Genomic DNA, 16,371 nt, shown 5'->3' with positions numbered 1-16,371 from the left:
CGCACGCACCCGCGGGATGATCTCGCAGCCGACGTACTCGATCGCAGCCGGGGTGCCGTTGAGACCGAACCGGGCCGCAGCGGCTGCGCACCGTTGACCAGATGCCGCTGCCGCGAGGACGCCTGCGATGCTGTCGCTGAGCCCTCTAGGTGTTGTGGGTCATGACGTTGTAGTCACCGACCGGGGATGAAGGAACGGGCCCCTGGACTGCACGATGGGTGGTGTCTAAGCAACCATCCAGCAGAAAGAGACCCGTTCCGATGACCCACGCTAACGCCCCGCTGACCCCGGAAGGAAGACACCGCCTCGTCACCCGCGTCCTCGCAGGTGGCCGGCCCATCGCTCACGTCGCAACGGAAGCCGGCATCGCTCGCTCCACACTCACGAAATGGGTCGCACGCTACCGAGCCGAAGGCACCGACGGGCTTGAGGACCGCCCCAGCGCGCCAACAGGCCGCCCCACGCGAATCCCCCTCGAGGTGCTGGAGCTGATCGACCGCTGGCGTCGCGATCACAAATGGTCAGCACGGCGCATCCACCACGAACTGGCCCGGCTCGGCCATCACTGCTGCCTGCGCACAGTGTCCCGCTGGCTGAAGCGGCTCGGGATCAACCGTCGTCGCGACCTCGACCCGACAGGAGAGAACAACCGGACAGTCGGGACGATCACCGCCAGGTTCCCCGGCCACATGCTCCACATGGACGTGAAGAAGGTCGGGAAGATCCCCGACGGGGGCGGCTGGTGGGCGCACGGACGCGGCAGCAGCAAAGCGCTGGCGTCCAAGCGCGCGCACAAGCAGCGCGTCGGCTACACCTACCTGCACTCAGCCATTGACGGGTACTCCCGGCTGGCCTACACCGAAGCCCTCGAGGACGAGACAGCACAGACCACGATCGGGTTCTTCGCCCGGGCTCGCGCGTACTTCGCCGCCCACGGCATCACCCGACTCATCCGAGTCGTGACGGACAACGGGGCGAACTACCGGGCCTCACGGTTCGTGGCGGCCGTGCAGTCGCACGCCTCGCGGCATCAGCGCACACGTGTGTACACGCCGCGGCATAACGGGAAGGTCGAACGCTACCAGCGGCTGCTTGCCGAGGAGTGCCTCTATGCGCGCGTCTATGAGTCCGAGCAGGCCCGCCGGAAGGCGGTCGGGGTGTGGGTCCATCACTACAACTATCATCGGCCTCATACCGCCTGTGCAGATCAGCCACCGGCCAGCCGAGTCCACGAACGTGTAGACAACGTCATGACCTCATACATCTAGGCCTCACTGACTTGTTCTGTCCAGATTTTAAGGCCACGGCCACGCAAGGAGCCCGCCTGGAGTTGTCGCGGCTCATGGTCCGTGCTGGCGCAAAGCCTGTGAGCGTTCGTGCCGAAATTGCGGGCAGCTGGTCGGCAGGACTTACTTCCGGCGCGCTGAGTACAAAGGGTAAATTTGGGAACATGACGTTTAGTGCGTCGTTCCGCGTTGATTCCAATATTCCCCCGACCGATGTCGATCAACGTAGCATATCACTTGCTGCGGGAACCTATTCAGTACCGAGGCCGGAGTGCAAGTTCACTTCTTCAGTCTTGAGTCTGGATAGGACGACGCGGCGAATGGTGTCACGGCATGTTGAGCAGAGAGAATCGAAGAACCGGGCCCCGCTGATCTATTCTTGCCCTGGATGTGAGGTCAGCTACCCCGACTTCCTGCGACTCGCGGCCCAGGCGGCTCAGGTTCTGATCTATTCTATCGATGGCACGGAACGGACCGCTACGACCAATATCTGGATGCGGTCCGCGACGTTCTACCCCTTACACCCAGGCGTATTGCAGTCGGTGGAGCATCGGCTTTGTTGCTGGGTTGTCGAAGCGAAGACGGTCAAGCTGAAAGACCAAGTCTGTCGGGTCTTCCAGGTCGAGTTTGAGCTGGATGGGGCGATCGGATGCAACGCCTCGTTGGCCTATGTGTGCGATGAGCGTTAAGACGGCGGGGGCGGTCGCGGCCGGCCGGGAACCCAGCGAATTTCGTTGGGTTGTCGAAGACGTATCGGTGGTTGAAGTGATCGCTCGGACTGCCGTTCCCCGGGGCAGCGTGGCAACGGATGCTGTTAAAGCCATGGCAACATCTGGGGCCCCTGCGCTTCACGGCCCCCAAAAGCGTCGTTGCAATGTGTAAATGCGGCTGAGAACGGGCCAGCATTCGCGACACGGTATTCCTCATGCCGCCGCGTTCCAGCGTCACGACAGAGAACAGGGGGCGTGAGGGATAAGCATCTTTTTTTCTCCAACGCCCACCCATGCCGCAGTTCCTTGTCGCTCACGAAGCCGACCTCTAGTTCGAATGCCACTGGAGGAGTTCGACGCGTCTCCTGACCTCTGCTGGCCGTCGGAGGCCGAGGTCGCGTAGGTGCGCGATACCGCTGGAGAACAGCTCGTCGCCGAAGCGACCGGTGAGATGGGTCGTGACGGCACCCGAAGTTGCAGCGCTTACTGCCGATGAGATGAACCGGCTCCGCATCTTGACCGCTTCTCCGGCGAACGGGAGGTCGGTTCTCGTGAGTGTTTCGTCAATGCGGTCGAACACCTGTGGGAACGCATTCGGCCCGGCAGTCGTCCAGTGCTCGATGGCCGTTGCGTCCACAACCTCACGGGGAAGTACAGCTAGTTTCTTCATCGAACAGAGCTGCGGGGCCGGTGGTGAACGCTGTTATGTCATTGCGTTCATGCGACGCAAGCGCCAGGATGATACTTGAATCGATACCTCCCGAGGCGTCGCAGGAGAGGGCGTCGGCTCGTTCAACGCGGACTCTCACCGCTTCGATCATGCGGTCGCGGAGTCGGGCTCTCGATTCTCGGGCGTCGCGATCAGGCGACGGAGGGTACCAATGCTGCTCGACGGACGGGTGCGTTCCGTCAGTGTGAAATGTGAGGAAGTGCCCGGGCGGTACGAGATGCACGTTCTTCCAGGGCGGTTGAAGGCCGAATGGGTATGGGCCTTGAGGAGATATCGCCCAGGTCGCCAAGATGTCTTAGTCCTCGGTAGCCCCCGCTAGTTCGGCGAGGAGCCTGGCGTCTGTGGCGGCTACCGCCTGCCCCGCGACTGTGACCCAGAAGACCTGGTGTTGCCGAGGCTCATCGTTGTCAGCCGAAGAAGTATCCAACGGCCTCATGACGGACGCCGATGACGCCGCGAGTCAGCTCACTGAACTCGCCTGCCTCGACGATCGCCGGTGCCTCATACGTCTGCATGATGCACTCCTTCCTACTCACATCCCTTTGCAGCTGAGTATCCAAGGATTTCCAGGGCATGCCGAGCTGGCCTTGGACAGCGTCGTCGGGGGGATGCGCACCCGGCTTACGCTATTCTCCCCAGAAGAGATCCCATCGTCTATATCTGCGCTTCAGCAGGAAGCCACGGTATATTCCGAGGGATTTCGCCACGTGCATGCCGAGACCTACCTCAGGGAAACCTCCGACAGGGATCGACTCGACGCTTCACATCGGTTTGCCTCGGAGAGCATGCCCAACACAACCGACATCGAAGCGGCATTCTCGCCCGCCATCAGCGTCGTCGACTTGCTCGTCACGATGGGGCAGGTAACACAGGCAGCGATCTATCGCCGCGTCGACGAGTCTGCTCGGCGAGGTGAGCTCTGGCTGCGGTCGATGACGATCGATCTGGACAACTCTCCACGAGCCTTACCCTGCGCTCTTCGTAGCCGGACGCGAGTTGTGCGTGATCAATTGCTTGTACGCGGGGAACGCCGGACCCACTCTCTCAGGACTGAATCAACGATCGAGGAAGCTGCCCGGATCCGTGCGGACCTTGCGTACGTGGAGCCGGGATTCACTTCTAATCAAGGAGCAGAGGTATGACGGCTTGCTACGACCAGGTCGGCGGAAACGTTCTACATGCCGCCGCCGATCTATTTGTCGAGCATTCGTTTCCCGAGGTAAGTATGCCCGACATAGCTACCCACGCCGGGGTTTCTCTCCAAGCTGTGCTGAGCGCCTTCCCTACCGTTCACGATATAGGCTCAGCCATTCTCGATCATGAACGGTCCCGCATGCACGCAATCCAGAATGACATCGCTCAACAAGATGTCCCAGCGCTCGAAGCTATTCCGTTCGCCTTTCGACTAGTAGCCGAGAACCTGGCCGATGACCCCATCGTCCGAGCGGGTGTGTGCCTCGCCTCTGGGGCGCGGCGATTCTTCCCCGAACGCCGACTCGACCCCTTCCGGACATGGAGGTCCTACCTCAGCGTCCTGCTTGAGACTGCCCGCGAACACGGCAAACTCCGAGATCACGTTGAATCACGCGAGGCGGCCTGGCTCATCGTTACCGCCGGCATGGGCACGATGGACTACTGCCGAACCAAGAACTTGTGGCATGAAGCTCCAAACGAGCTTTCACAAACAGCACGATCAATGATCCAACTCATGGTGCCCACGCACGCCTTGGAGCACGAGGAGCAGCTATGAATTCATCCCCAATCGTCCTCGTGACAGGCGCATCAGGCGGCATCGGTACAGCGACAACCCGCCTACTCCTCCGCGAGGGATACCATGTCATCGCCCACTACGCCGAGAATCTCAGCGCAGTCACAGCGCTCGCCGAGTACGCCGCCGCACAGGGCCGAAAGTGCTGGCCGGTTCGGGCTGACCTTGCAAACGCGGCTGACATCGAGCAAGTCATTTCTGAGATCGACACTCTGCTCGGAGATAGCCAAGGCTCGGAGCTAGTCGGAATCGTCAACAATGCCGCGGCGCTGCTCGGACCGTCACTCGAGCAAGCAAGCGTCGAGAAATTCGACCATTACATGGCACTCAACACGCGCGCACCATTCTTCCTGACCCAACAACTCTCACTGCGAATGGAGAGCGGCGGAAGCATTGTGAACGTATCATCGGCTGGGGTGCATTTCTCAAACCCCGGAGATATTGTATACGCCATCTCCAAGGCGGCCGTAGAAGCCTTTACCCGGCACGCCGCAGAAGTGCTCGCTTCGAAGAATATTCGCATCAACGCCGTGATCCCGGGATTCACCGACAATGGACACCCGGCGTTCAGCGAGCCAGAAATCAGGGAATACATGGGAAGTTTCTCTGTCCTGGGCGATGTGGCTTCCCCCCCGACGACGTCGCCGAAGCTGTTGCCTTCCTGCTTTCAAGCCGTTCTCGACGGATCACAGGCACAATGCTCGACACGAGCGGAGGCAGCGCCCTGGGGGCACGTCCTGCGGGTACATCCGTCTCCTTGCGATCCTTCACTGAGGGCGAGGCGGCCTCCTAACAGGAATACTCCCACTCGGGCGAAAGACACATTGCTGGCATGGCTGGACTCGTCGCTGATGCAAATGACAGGGTGGCGGGACGAAGTACTTAACGCTGGCCCGTTTGGCCGACAACGGCACTCGTTCTCTGCGCATTGCCGCCCGGAGCTACTACGCTGCCAGGCCGTAGGCTGTAGACTGGAAGCGCAAGCAACTGGTATCCCCCTTGAGCTTCTTCGGCTCGTCGAGCACCAGCAGCTGGTGCGGTGGATCTGCCAGCAGGGCTGCGAGCGCGACTCGGAATCGTTCGCCTCCGGAGAGGTCGCCGAGCAGCCGGTGGACGGTCTCGGCTCTGAACTGGAACCGGGCTAAGCGGTTGCGCAGCTGGCCGGGTGGAGTCCCCGGCACAGCCGCTGCGACGGTGTCGAGGATGCTCCTGTCATGAGCGAGGTGGTCAAGGCGCTGCGGCAGCAGTCCGATCCGGCTGGTGTGGGCGATCGCCTCAACCTGCGGGGTCGTCGGGCTGTCGCTGCTCAGCGGGTGCAGCAGGGAGGTCACCAGTTGGGTCTTGCCGACCCCGTTGGCGCCGGTCAGGGCGATCTACTGCCGGCCCTGCACCAGAACCGAGGTGCCGGTGGCGCTGCGCAGTTCGGCGAGCCGGCGTCCGCTGTGGAGGTGGGGGTCGGGCAGGTCGATGATGATCCGGTTATCGCTGCGGATCCGCTCGGACTGCTCATCGGCTGACTCCTGCGCGGCTGAGACCTTGGCATCGAGTTCGCCGCGCAGCTTGCCCGCTGAGACCTGCGCTTCGGCTTTGCGCTGGTTCATGATGATCTTCGGTTTGCGCTTGTTCTCGAAGTCGGTGCGCGCATAGCGCTGCCGGCGGGCGAGCCTCGTCTGCGCCTCGATCCGCTGTCGCTGCTCGCGACGCAGCTGCTGTTCGGCGGTGCGCAACGCCTGGGCAGCCGCTTCCTGTTCAGCCTCATGCTGGGCACGGTAGGCGCTGTAGGGGCCGCCCACGACCGACAGCGACCCGTTGTAGAGCTCGGCGGTCTCATCCATGAGCTCTAAGAGCGTGACGTCGTGGCTGACGACGATGAGCGCCCCTGTCCACGCGGTGATCGTGTCGTAGAGCCGCTGGCGGGCGCCGCGGTCAAGGTTGTTCGTCGGTTCGTCGAGCAGGACGACGCTGTCACCGGCCAACCGCAGTCCGGTGAGGGCGGTGAGCACGGTCTCTCCGCCCGACAGTGTGCCGACCGGGCGGTCGAGGCTGAGGGAGACCAGTCCTGCGCTGTCGAGGGCGGCACGGGCGCGGGAGTCGATGTCCCAGTCCGCGCCTACGGCCTCGAAGTCTTCGACGGCGACTGAGCCGGATTCGATCGCGCGCAGCGCTGTGAGCTGCCTGTCGATGCCGAGCAGTTCGGCGACCGTCATGAACGGACGCAGGGTGAGGTTCTGCGGCAGCCAGCCGACGGTGCCGGTGGATGTGACTGTGCCGCCGGCCGGTGCGCCCGGAGTTGAAGGCGGCGGTGAGACCACAGAACACCGGGGTGGCGTCAGGCCAGGCGAAGGAGAGATCCGTCAGGACGGCGGAAGGGCGGTGAATGATGGACATGGGGCTCCAGAGTTCGTCAGCTGAGTCGCTGACGGCGGAGCCGGAATCACGGCAGCAGCAGCGTCAGCGCAGGCCGGGGCGCGATGAACGCTGGTAGATGAGCACGACGTGTCTCCTCACTCACAATGGTGCCGTGGGCAGCCAAGTGTAACAGCCGCCACCTGCTGCCGCTGGCCACTACCGTTGGGGCATGGACTGTGTGCCCGCTGCTGCGCTCGACCACCTCGATGCCGCCGATCCCGGTGGAGTGCTCGGCGTGTACCTGTACGGTTCGGCGACCAGCACCGGGCTGTGCCCCGGCAGCGATATCGACCTCCTCGTCATCACAGCGCGCTCCCTCACCGCGTCCGAACGCCGCGACCTCGTCGCGGTGCTGCTGGAGACGTCCGGCTGGTCCGGGCATGCCGATTCCTTTCCCGAGGCGGCGGCTCGCAGGCCGATTGAGCTCACGAGCATCGTCCGCCCGGAGACAGACTCCTGGGCGAGCGCACCGGTCATCGACTTCCAGTACGGCGAATGGCTGCGCGCCGAAATCGCGGACGGCCTGCTCCCCGCGCCCACGCCGGATGCGGATCTCATCATCCTCGCCGCGACGGCAGCCGCCCATCACCGAGTGCTGCGCGGGCGCCCGCTTGCTGAGCTGCTGCCGCCGGTGCCCGATGGACTGCTGCGCCGCACCGCCGCCGACCTCGCACCGGCCGTGGCAGCTGAGGCCGCTGGGGATGAGCGCAATGCGCTGCTGACCCTGGCGCGCATCGTCGTCACCGCCGAGACCGGCCGGATCGTGTCGAAAGATGCCGCCGCCGAGGCGGTGGCCGCGTCCCTGCCCAAGCACCAGCGCAGGCTGCTGGCACGGGCACGGGAGGAATACCTCGGGCACGGGGTGCCAGGCTGGAGCTGGGCCGAGGCAACCGGTGAAGTCGCCGCGCTGGTGAGTGCTCTCGTTGGCCGGGCCCGCGGTGCGGTGGCGTGAGCTGGCGGAAGCCAGTGCGCGTGCTCAGTGCGGCGCCTGCCAATGACGAGCTGCAGGATCGAGGCGACGGCCAGCGAGACGGCTGCGGCGAGGACGAGCAGCAGACCCCATGACGGCTCAGCTTGGACCGGACCGTGGGGCACGAGCTCGCCGTCGATGATGTGGTCGTACATGATGTGCGGCCATTCGGCGGTTACGACGCCGACGGCGCCGGTGAACAGGCAGGCACTGCCGGCCAGGCCGATCCATCCCCATACGCGCGGATGCCACCCGGTGAGCGATTGGATGGCCATGAGGACGCTGATGGCTGTTCCCGGCCGCAGGAGCCATGTGGCCATCGAACGGTCAGCGGCCTGGAGGACGTTGGAGTTGAGCATGGCGAAACCGGGTTCGACTGACTCGTAGACCGGGAAGCCGATGGTGAGGCCGAGCAGCAGGGGTGCGGCGATCGCGCACAGGCGGGCGTTCTCCCTCATGCCGGATCCGGGTTCGCAGCGGCAGGTGGTGCCTGCCGGGCAGCGAGCAGCTGCAGGGTCGCGACATGGGCGAGCACTCCTGCCGCGCACACGATGAGCAGCAGGCCGAGCCAGGGTTCGGGGACTTCCATGCCGCCGGTCGGCCGGCCCTGATCGTCGACGCCGTCCCACATGAGCGAGGGCCGGTTGTCCCCGGTGAAGGCCCCGAACGCCCCGACAGTCAGGAAGAGCGTTCCGATGTAGCCGATCCAGGCCCAGATGCCGGGCCGCCAGCCGGCGAAGGACTGGATGACCATGAGCACGGCGATGAGGATGCCGGGTGCGAGCAGCGCGGCCACCGGTGAGAGGCCGACGGCGGTGATGACGTTGACGGCGAGGTCGTCGTAGTGCGCGTCCTCGACGCGCAGCACGGGCACTGGGATCGTGGCTGCCAGCAGCACGAGCGCGGCGATGGAGAGCACACGTGAGGCGATGATCATGATCCGTCCTCCTCCCCTGCCGGTGCCGGGTCGGCACGCTGAGCCTGGGCGCGCCGGCTGCGATGGGCTGTCACCAGCTGCAGAACCGAGGCGAGTGCCAGGGTCAGCGTGGCTGCGGCGATGAGTGCCGTGCCCCACCAGGGCGCAGGCAGGATCAGCCCGCCGGTGGGCATCCCGTCAGCAGTGACGCCGTCCCACAGGATGCCGAACGTCCACAGATTCGACACCACCGAAACCGCCCCGGCGGCAATGCACACGCAGCCGGCGAGCCCGATCCAGCCGCTGGCCCGCGGCAGCATGCCGGTGAAAGCGCAGAAGCACAGGACCACGGCGGCGAGGATGCCGGCGAAGATCAGCGGTGAGAGCTCACCGGCTGTCGCTGCGGAGATGAGGCCGATGTCATCGGAGCTGAATCTGCGGTCGGTGAAGCGCAACACCGGCACCCAGAAGGCCGCAGCGAACAGTGCGACCGTCACGGCGGTCAGGACGCGGGTTGTCGTTCTCATATCTCCAGTCTCTGATGACTCAGCGTGCCGGTGGTGACGCCGCTGTGCCGGTTCCGACACAGGCGCAGGCGGGCACCGCCTCGGTCGCGCGGTCACGGCCCGTGGCGCTGCTCAGGCGCGCGGTAGCGGTGCTCTTCGATCTGCACAATGCCAGCGGCAACAAGAGCGAAACCGGCCGCCGCAGCAAACGCCAGCCCCCACCCGAGCTCAGGCTGCTCGGTGCTGCCGATCGGCTCCCCGTTGGGCGCGATGCCGTCCCACATGATGACGTGGTCGCGCCGCACGCGGATCGTTTCGCCGACGCCGAGGAGCTGGAAGGCGCCCGCGGCGAGACCGAATGCCCCGGCCTCCCGCGTGTGCGCACCGGAGAGCGCAGCGACGATGACGACGGCGGCCATGAAGAAGACCGGCACGGCCAGCAGCGGCAGAGCCGGGGCCTCACCGGTGGCGATGAAGATGTCGTGGCGGGCGAAGTCCCGGTTCGCATAGCGCAGCACCGGCATCGTCAGCGAGCCGGCGAGGCAGGCGATCGCGGTGACGGCGAGCAGGCAGGTGGTCAGTCTCATGCCTCCAGCGTGACCGCCGTCTGCGTCACCGCGGTGACGTCGGTGTCACCGTCCTGGCACACGGCGGCGTTCTGTCAGACGAGTCCGAAGCCCTCAGCCTGGGCGATGATCTCATCGGCGGTGAAGCTGATGTGCGGCAGGTGGGCGGACTGCTCGACGACATGCATGCACACCCGACGGGAGGGCACCGGGTGGGTCAGTGCCACACTCGTGAGCCCGGCCGGCAGGCTGAGCAGAGCCAGGGCCGGAAGCAGGGTGATGCCGTGGCCGGCGGCGACGAGGGCGAGCGCTGCGTAGTGGCCTTCGGAGCGGGCGATGACCCGCGGGGAGATGCCGGCAGCGGCACAGGCGTGCCGGATCGCGCTCATCCCGGCTGTGGCGCGGGATTCGGCGTCGATCCAGCGCTCCTCGGCGATCTCGGCCAGCGGCACCTCGCCGGCGTCGGCGAGGTGGTGGCTGGTGGGCACGACGAGGTGGAACTCGTCGTCGAACAGCGGCGTGCGAATGGTGCCGGGCAGCTCGGTGGCGGTGGCGAAGCCGGCCTCGCTGCGGATCTCGATGTCCGGCAGCCGCGGGGAGGGTGCGGAGTCGCGCTCATTGTCGAGTATCTCGAAGCGGATCGTCGGGAAGGTCCGCACAACGGAGTCGACGACCGGTGGCAGCAGGGTCTCGTGGAAGGAGGTGAACCCGGAGAACACGATGCGCGGGTCCGGTGAGGAGGTCATGTCATCGACGGTGCCGTCGAGCCGGCGGACCTGGTCGAGGATCTTGGCCGCCTCCTCGGCAAGTTTGCGGCCGGCCTCGGTGATCTCGATGCCGCGCCCGGCCCGCCGGTAGAGCTCCAGGCCGGTCGACTGCTGGAGGGTGGCGATGTGCTGGCTGATCGTCGCCGGCCGGTAGCCGAGGTTGGCGGCGGCCTCGACGACGGATCCGGCGGTGACGACGGCCCGCCAGATGCGGAGCCGGTTGAGGTCCCAGGAGCGCATGCGCACAGCCTAACCGACATGTAGGCAAAACCGAATGGTTATCAGCGTTTCTCTGCTTGTGCCTGATGATTGCGGGTTCCACAATGTTCCTGTCGGCACTGCATGTAGGAGTGCATGGCCGGCGCTCACAAAGGATGCAGTCCCCGTTGTTCAGAGGAGGTTCTCGTGACTCTCACCGTGTTCGGCGCGCTCTTCGCCGCCTCGGTCGGCATCTCCGTGACGCCAGGTCCCGAGACCATGCTCGTCCTCCGCTACGGCGCCCTGCGCCGGCGGGCGGGCCTCTTCTGCACAACGGGGACTGCGCTTGGGGCACTCGTGTGGGCGGTGCTGGCGATCACCGGAGTCGCTGCGATCATGCAGCGCGAACCGGCCCTGCTCGCCGCGGTCAAGACCGTCGGCGGCATCTACCTGCTCTTACTCGGCGCGAAAGCCGCCTACCCGCTGCTGCGCGGCTGGTGGGCCACCCGCCGGGCACGCAGCCGCGGCGGCGTGCTCACCGCAGCCACCGCCTCGGGCGCGGTGGAGGCGAGCACTGGTTCCCTCGACCTGGCCGCGGTCAACGCCTCCCTGCGCACACCGACGGCGCTCTCAAGCTTCACGACCGGCCTGTTCACCGCGCTGACGAACCCGAAGTCCGGGCTGTTCTTCCTCGCGGTGCTGCCGACGTTCATCCCGGCTGACCCGACGCTGGTCGACTATGCGATCGTCGTCGGCACGATCGTCGGCTGCCTGGGCCTCTACGCCGCCGGTCTCGTGCTCGTCGCCGACCTGGTGTCATCGCTGCTGCGCACCCCGAAAGCCGATATGGTCCTCGACATCGTCTCGGCCAGCGTGCTCAGCATCCTCGGCGTGCTCATCCTCGCCCTCTGAGCCGGGCACTCCCCTGGTGCTGACTTTCCGGCCTGACAGCTTCCCTCGCCCGGCCGGCGCGGTCAGCCGTTGACGGCGTCGTCGACGGCGGGCTCCAGGTCCGGGTAGGCGAACTCATAGCCGGCCGCCTGGAGGCGTTCGGGCAGCACCCAGCGGCTCTTGAGGACGAGTTCGGTCTCGGTGCGGATCGCGATCGCGCCGATCTCGAGCATCCAGCGGGCCACCGGCAGACCGCCCGGCATGCCGGTCGCGGACCGGATCGCTGCCATGAACCCGAGGTTGTCCGAGGGGTTCGGGGCCGCGGCGTTGATGGGCCCGTCGAGCCCGGGGTGGGCTTCGAGGAAGTCGATGATGCCGGCGACGTCGTCGAGGTGGATCCAGCTGAACCGCTGCCGGGCTCCAGGTGTGCCGTAGGTGTGTGCGGTGCCGGCGCGTTTGCGGCCAGGTGTGGCCGGCCAGCGGCCGTCGTACTGGGCGCCGCCGAGGCCGATGCGGGCTAGATTGATGAGCGGGCCGAGGGCGCCGTTGCGGCTGCCGGCACCTGAACCGGTCGCGGCCTCGGAGGTGTCGTGGCCAAGCACGATCGCAGTGCGCAGGGCGACCCGGCGAGTGGCCGGCAGGTCGGCTGTGAAGAGCGCGCGCTCCCAGGCGCGGGCCACGTCGACGGAGAAGCCTTCGCCGATCTCGCCGCCGGATTCGGTCATCGGCCGGTCATCGGCATGCCGATAGATCGTCGCGGTCGAGGCGTTGATCCATAGCGGCGGCGGGTTGTCCGCTGCGCCGATCGCATCGGACAGGGCTGTGGTGGTGGACAGCCGGGAGGTGAAGATCTCCTCCCGGTTCTTCGCGGTGTAGCGGCATCCGACACTCTTGCCTGCCAGCCCGATGACGAGGCCCGCCCCGTCGACGGCGGCGGCGATGCCGCCTGCGTCATCCCAGGTGAGGTCGGCGTTGAACCGGGAGATCGTGACGACCTCCCGGCCTTCGGACCGGTACTTGGCGACGAGGTGGCGGCCGATGAAGCCGCTGGATCCGCCGATGACGACCCGCCCGGGGTCGGCCTCACCAGCGCTGTCCTGGGAGGTGCTGGCTGGGCTGGTCTCGGGGGTGTCGCTCATCGCCGTCATCCGCTCAGGATAGCGCGGCCTCGACTGCCGGTTCGCCGAGTGCGGCGACGTCCCAGGACTGGAAGACGTGGGCGGAGGCCCAGAAGTGCAGTTCGTACACGGTGGCCTGCGCGAATGCGGCCATCATCGCCTGCCGGGTGGGCTCATCGGCTGCAGCCATCTCGCGTTCGAGGATCGCAACGGCACCGTCGACCGATTCATCGAACTCGGGGCTGTCGTAGGTTTCGATCCAGGCACGGTACGGGTGCGTATCCATGGCGTCGCCGACGCGTTCGGTGAGCACCTTGCCCATGTGGGCGTAGACCCAGAAGCACGGCAGCACTGCGGCCACACCGACCGGGTACGCAGCGGTTGCGGCCTGGGCGATGAGGTAGGAGGTGTAGCCCAGGGTCGTCGGCGAGGGCTGCGGCTGGCCGTTTGCGTCGGTCAGCTGGCGGCGGGCCGAGGCGAATCGCTCCTCGGCCAGCAGTGCAGCATGCATCTCCTCTTCGACGGTGACGGCCTCGCCTGCGGCCAACGTCCAGAAGCGGGTGTCCTCGCGGTTCGGTGCGCGCACACCGAGCTGGCTCATCGCCCGGGCATAACCGTTGAGGTACAGCTCGTCCTGCAGGATGTAATTGACGAAGGTCTTCACCGGCAGTTCGCCGGTGGCGAGTGCCTCGAGGAAGGGCAGGTTCTCGATCTCATCGAGGGTGCCGGCGACGGAATCCCAGATCGCCTGGGACTGCTCGCCAGCGACGAAGCGGTTGCGGTCGGTCATGGCTGTCCTTTCGTAGGGTTCACGCTGCAGGCGGGCGCTGATCTTCGAGGCGGGCGGGTTCAGCGCGTGACGGTGAGGTCGACGAGGTGGTCGACCGGCCCGTGGGCGCCGTCGGGGTTGAGGCTCAGCTGCCAGTGATCTGCCGAGGCGAGCGCACGGGCAAGGTAGTCCAGTGATCGTTCGACGGCTGCGGTGATGGTCTCCGAGGCAGTGGTGGTTTCCGAGGCGGTGGCGTCCGCTCCCGAGACGGTGGCGTCCGCTCCCGAGGCGGTGGTGTCCGTTCCCGAGGCGACGCTCGCCTGTGCGTGGCGGGCGGCGGCCATCTCGGCGGTGATCGTCGCTGAGAGGGTGCAGCCGGTGCCGTGGGTGTTCGGGGTGCGGATGCGGGTGTGGGTGAACTCCGCGGTAGTGCCGTCGGCCAGGGCGAGGACGTCGATGACCTCGTCGTCGACACCGTGGCCGCCTTTGAGCAGCACGCCCCGGGCACCGTGTTCGATCAGCCGGCCGGCCTGGTCGCGCATCTGCTCGATGCTTGCGGCTTCTGGTTCGGATTCGCCGAGCAGCAGTGCGGCTTCGGGCAGGTTCGGGGTGATGAGGTCCGCGCGCGGCATGAGCTGGCGGCGCACGGAGTCGACTGCGTCGTCGTCGAGCAGCCGGTGTCCGGAGGTGGCGACCATGACGGGGTCGACGACGAAGTAGCCGAGGTCCTTCTCATCGGCGGTGTGACAGACGAGTTCGACGAGGCTGCGGGTGGCGAGCATCCCGGTCTTCGTCGCGTCGACGGGCACATCATCGAGGACGCTGGCCAGCTGGGCTTCGACGAAGGCCTCGTCGATGCCGTAGACCTCGCTGACGCCGTGGGTGTTCTGGGCCACCAGGGCGGTGATGGCGGTGGTGCCGTAGACGCCGCGGGCGCAGAAGGCTTTGAGGTCAGCGTGGATGCCAGCGCCGCCGGACGGGTCGGTGCCGGCGATGGACAAGGCAACCGGCGGGCGGGATGCGGGTGCAGTCATTGTTCAGCGTCCTCCGTCTGCAGTGTGGGAGCCGGTGTTGTCGTGCGTCTCAGTCCGGTCCTCGGTGTCGGGTGTCTGGCCGGTGAGGAACGCGGCCTTGATCGCAGCAGCGGCTGCGCGCGGGTCGGCGGCTGTGCAGATGGCGGAGACGACGCAGATTCCAGCGACTCCGGTGCCGTGCATCTTGGCAGCACCTGCCAGGTCGATGCCGCCGATGCCGAAGACCGGCAGACCGGCCTCGCCGGCGAGTGCGCGGATCTTGCCGGGTCCGAGGACGTCGCGGGCGTTCTTCTTCGTCGTCGTCGGAAACGCCAGGCCGACGCCGAGCAGGTCGACCGATCCGGCCTCGCGGGCGGCGGCGAACTGATCCGGGGTGGTGGCCGAGAGCCCGAGCAGGGCCTCCTGGCCGATGTGCTGGCGGACTTCGGCAAACGGCATGTCGTCCTGGCCGACGTGCAGGTGCACGAGGTGTCCTTCACTGTTGAGCTGTTCGACCACGGCGACGCGGTCGTTGACGAACACCGGCACCGGCCGGGTGATCTTCGCATCGCCGAGCACCTCGTCGACGGCCCGCAGCACCTCGCAGGTGAGGTCGTACATGGCGTCGTCAGTGATGTCCTTGTCCCGGATCTGGACCATCCCCGCCCCGCCGGCCACCGCCTCGGCGACGGTCTCGGCCACCGACCGGCCGGCGGACGCGCACTGGGCGGTGTCGGTGATGAAGTACAGGGCGGTGTCGATGCCGGCGAGGCGATCGTGGCTCATGCGGTGACCTCCACGGTGTCGTAACTGACGCCGACGGCGGTGATGTCAGCGGCGGTGACGGAATGCAGGGCATCGAGGAACTCGACGGCGAAGCTGCCAGGCCCGCGGCTCGTGCCGGCCGCGCGGGTGCCAGCGGCCGCATAGTGGGCGTGGGCGGCGACGACCGCGGCGAACGGGTCGGCCGGCAGGGCGCCGAGGTAGGCGGCGACGACTCCGCCGAGCGAGCAGCCGGTGCCCACGACCAGCGGCATGTAGTCCGAACCGCCGGAGACCCGGGCGATGCGCACCTGCTCACCGGCGTGGACGATCGCGTCGACCTCTCCGGAGACGGCGACGACAGAGCCGAGCGCGTGGGAGAGCTGGATCGCAGCCTCGAGGGCGGCTTCGACCTCGTCGGTGGAGTCGACGCCGCGGGCGCCGGCACCGGTGCCGGCCAGGGCTGCGATCTCAGAGGCGTTGCCGCGGATGGCGGTCGGCTGCCATGTCAGGGCCTGCTTGATGCGGGTGGTGCGGTAGTCGATGACACCATAGGAGACGGGATCGAGCACCCACGGGGTGCCGGTCTCACGGGCGGCGGTGATGGCGGCGTCGGCGGCGAGGAAGTTGTGTGAGCTGGCAGTGCCGAAGTTGATGAGCAGGCCGTCGGAGATGCGGGCGAACTGGGCGGCGTCGGCTTCGTGGTTGATCATCGCCGGTGAGGCGCCGATCGCCAGCAGCGCATTGGCGCTCAGCGGCTGCACGACGGTGTTCGTGATGCACTGGACGAGCGGATTCGACTCCCGCACTGCGGTCACCGCCGCTGCGAGGTCGGGTATCGAGGCCGCCGACTGTGCGGCGGCAGATGGGTGCTGCTGTGTCACGACAATCCCTTCGCCAGCATGATCCAGATCAGGTTCGATGGGTGTGTTCTCAGCCCGGCCCGCCAGGCACCCCATGTCTGTCCGCCACTCTAACAGTCCTGGCGGATG

18 protein-coding genes, 1 pseudogene and 1 riboswitch are annotated in these 16,371 nt (G+C 66.6%); of the genes and pseudogenes, 5 read left to right on the top strand and 14 right to left on the bottom strand.

The features are described 5' to 3' along the window. Positions 1-260: 260 nt before the first annotated feature. Entirely contained in the window at positions 261-1,268 is a 1,008-nt protein-coding gene (locus tag M3C25_RS05570) for an IS481 family transposase (protein ID WP_259855316.1), read from the top strand. A 1,056-nt stretch (positions 1,269-2,324) separates the two neighbouring features. Here M3C25_RS05570 and M3C25_RS05565 read toward each other — a convergent pair. The 3 genes from M3C25_RS05565 to M3C25_RS05560 form a co-directional block, all read right to left on the bottom strand. Next, the gene (locus tag M3C25_RS05565; RefSeq protein WP_259855315.1) at positions 2,325-2,666 is read right to left on the bottom strand and encodes a hypothetical protein; all 342 of its coding nucleotides are present in this window, start codon (positions 2,664-2,666) and stop codon (positions 2,325-2,327) included. After that, positions 2,638-2,817, bottom strand: a complete 180-nt coding sequence (locus M3C25_RS13155) for an asparagine synthase-related protein (protein ID WP_375545100.1) — start codon at positions 2,815-2,817, stop codon at positions 2,638-2,640. The genes M3C25_RS05565 and M3C25_RS13155 overlap by 29 nt, the downstream gene beginning before the upstream one ends. Positions 2,818-3,133: 316 nt before the next feature. Beyond that, entirely contained in the window at positions 3,134-3,241 is a 108-nt protein-coding gene (locus M3C25_RS05560; protein WP_165770432.1) for a keywimysin-related RiPP, read from the bottom strand. Between the two features lie 623 nt (positions 3,242-3,864). On the opposite strand from M3C25_RS05560, the gene M3C25_RS05555 reads away from it, so the two are divergent. Both M3C25_RS05555 and M3C25_RS13150 read left to right on the top strand, forming a co-directional pair. Further along, positions 3,865-4,476, top strand: coding sequence for a TetR family transcriptional regulator (locus M3C25_RS05555; protein WP_259855314.1), 612 nt, complete (start codon positions 3,865-3,867; stop codon positions 4,474-4,476). Further along, a pseudogene (locus tag M3C25_RS13150) lies at positions 4,473-5,108 on the top strand (SDR family NAD(P)-dependent oxidoreductase); the annotation flags it as partial. The gene M3C25_RS05555 and the pseudogene M3C25_RS13150, both read left to right, overlap by 4 nt. A gap of 330 nt (positions 5,109-5,438) precedes the next feature. Here the strand turns inward: M3C25_RS13150 and M3C25_RS05550 are convergent. Together M3C25_RS05550 and M3C25_RS05545 are read right to left on the bottom strand one after the other, a co-directional pair. Next, a complete protein-coding gene (locus M3C25_RS05550; RefSeq protein WP_259855319.1) occupies positions 5,439-5,861 on the bottom strand; it encodes an ATP-binding cassette domain-containing protein in 423 nt (140 codons plus the stop codon). Positions 5,862-5,867: 6 nt separating this feature from the next. Next, positions 5,868-6,806, bottom strand: coding sequence for an ATP-binding cassette domain-containing protein (locus M3C25_RS05545; protein ID WP_170275084.1), 939 nt, complete (start codon positions 6,804-6,806; stop codon positions 5,868-5,870). A 266-nt stretch (positions 6,807-7,072) separates the two neighbouring features. Between M3C25_RS05545 and M3C25_RS05540 the strand changes: the two genes are divergently transcribed. After that, entirely contained in the window at positions 7,073-7,855 is a 783-nt protein-coding gene (locus M3C25_RS05540; RefSeq protein WP_170275085.1) for an aminoglycoside adenylyltransferase domain-containing protein, read from the top strand. 472 nt (positions 7,856-8,327) lie between these two features. Here the strand turns inward: M3C25_RS05540 and M3C25_RS05535 are convergent, their stop codons facing one another. The 4 genes from M3C25_RS05535 to M3C25_RS05520 form a co-directional block, all read right to left on the bottom strand. Continuing rightward, positions 8,328-8,810, bottom strand: coding sequence for a hypothetical protein (locus M3C25_RS05535; protein WP_259855313.1), 483 nt, complete (start codon positions 8,808-8,810; stop codon positions 8,328-8,330). Next, complete coding sequence (locus M3C25_RS05530) at positions 8,807-9,316, bottom strand: hypothetical protein (protein ID WP_259855312.1); 510 nt, start codon at positions 9,314-9,316, stop codon at positions 8,807-8,809. The genes M3C25_RS05535 and M3C25_RS05530 overlap by 4 nt, the downstream gene beginning before the upstream one ends. A 92-nt stretch (positions 9,317-9,408) precedes the next feature. Next, the gene (locus tag M3C25_RS05525) at positions 9,409-9,882 is read right to left on the bottom strand and encodes a hypothetical protein (RefSeq protein ID WP_170275088.1); all 474 of its coding nucleotides are present in this window, start codon (positions 9,880-9,882) and stop codon (positions 9,409-9,411) included. Between the two features lie 74 nt (positions 9,883-9,956). Further along, the gene (locus M3C25_RS05520) at positions 9,957-10,868 is read right to left on the bottom strand and encodes a LysR family transcriptional regulator (RefSeq protein WP_170275089.1); all 912 of its coding nucleotides are present in this window, start codon (positions 10,866-10,868) and stop codon (positions 9,957-9,959) included. Between the two features lie 165 nt (positions 10,869-11,033). Here M3C25_RS05520 and M3C25_RS05515 point away from each other — a divergent pair, with 165 nt between their 5' ends. Beyond that, positions 11,034-11,738: a LysE family translocator gene (locus tag M3C25_RS05515; RefSeq protein ID WP_170275090.1), complete on the top strand. Its 705-nt coding sequence runs from the start codon at positions 11,034-11,036 to the stop codon at positions 11,736-11,738. A 62-nt stretch (positions 11,739-11,800) separates the two neighbouring features. Here M3C25_RS05515 and M3C25_RS05510 read toward each other — a convergent pair whose 3' ends face one another. The 5 genes from M3C25_RS05510 to thiM all read right to left on the bottom strand — a co-directional run bounded on the left by M3C25_RS05510 (position 11,801) and on the right by thiM (position 16,263). Continuing rightward, positions 11,801-12,865, bottom strand: coding sequence for an epimerase (locus M3C25_RS05510; protein ID WP_375545099.1), 1,065 nt, complete (start codon positions 12,863-12,865; stop codon positions 11,801-11,803). 4 nt (positions 12,866-12,869) lie between these two features. After that, on the bottom strand, positions 12,870-13,625 hold the full coding sequence (locus tag M3C25_RS05505; protein WP_259855310.1) for a TenA family protein: 756 nt from the start codon (positions 13,623-13,625) through the stop codon (positions 12,870-12,872). Positions 13,626-13,684: 59 nt separating this feature from the next. Then, positions 13,685-14,638: a bifunctional hydroxymethylpyrimidine kinase/phosphomethylpyrimidine kinase gene (gene thiD, locus M3C25_RS05500; protein ID WP_259855309.1), complete on the bottom strand. Its 954-nt coding sequence runs from the start codon at positions 14,636-14,638 to the stop codon at positions 13,685-13,687. A gap of 3 nt (positions 14,639-14,641) precedes the next feature. Beyond that, positions 14,642-15,403, bottom strand: coding sequence for a thiamine phosphate synthase (gene thiE, locus M3C25_RS05495; protein ID WP_259855308.1), 762 nt, complete (start codon positions 15,401-15,403; stop codon positions 14,642-14,644). Next, on the bottom strand, positions 15,400-16,263 hold the full coding sequence (gene thiM, locus M3C25_RS05490) for a hydroxyethylthiazole kinase (RefSeq protein WP_259855307.1): 864 nt from the start codon (positions 16,261-16,263) through the stop codon (positions 15,400-15,402). Before thiM ends, thiE begins: the two co-directional genes overlap by 4 nt. Beyond that, positions 16,251-16,347: riboswitch (TPP riboswitch) on the bottom strand. It overlaps the preceding gene by 13 nt. Positions 16,348-16,371: the final 24 nt, after the last annotated feature.

Origin of the sequence: Brevibacterium luteolum (genome assembly GCF_025147615.1) — a bacterium.
In the GTDB taxonomy this organism is placed as follows: Bacteria; Actinomycetota; Actinomycetes; order Actinomycetales; family Brevibacteriaceae; genus Brevibacterium; species Brevibacterium luteolum.
Note: the sequence above shows the minus strand (reverse complement) of the source record. Positions and strands in the feature narration are given on the sequence as shown.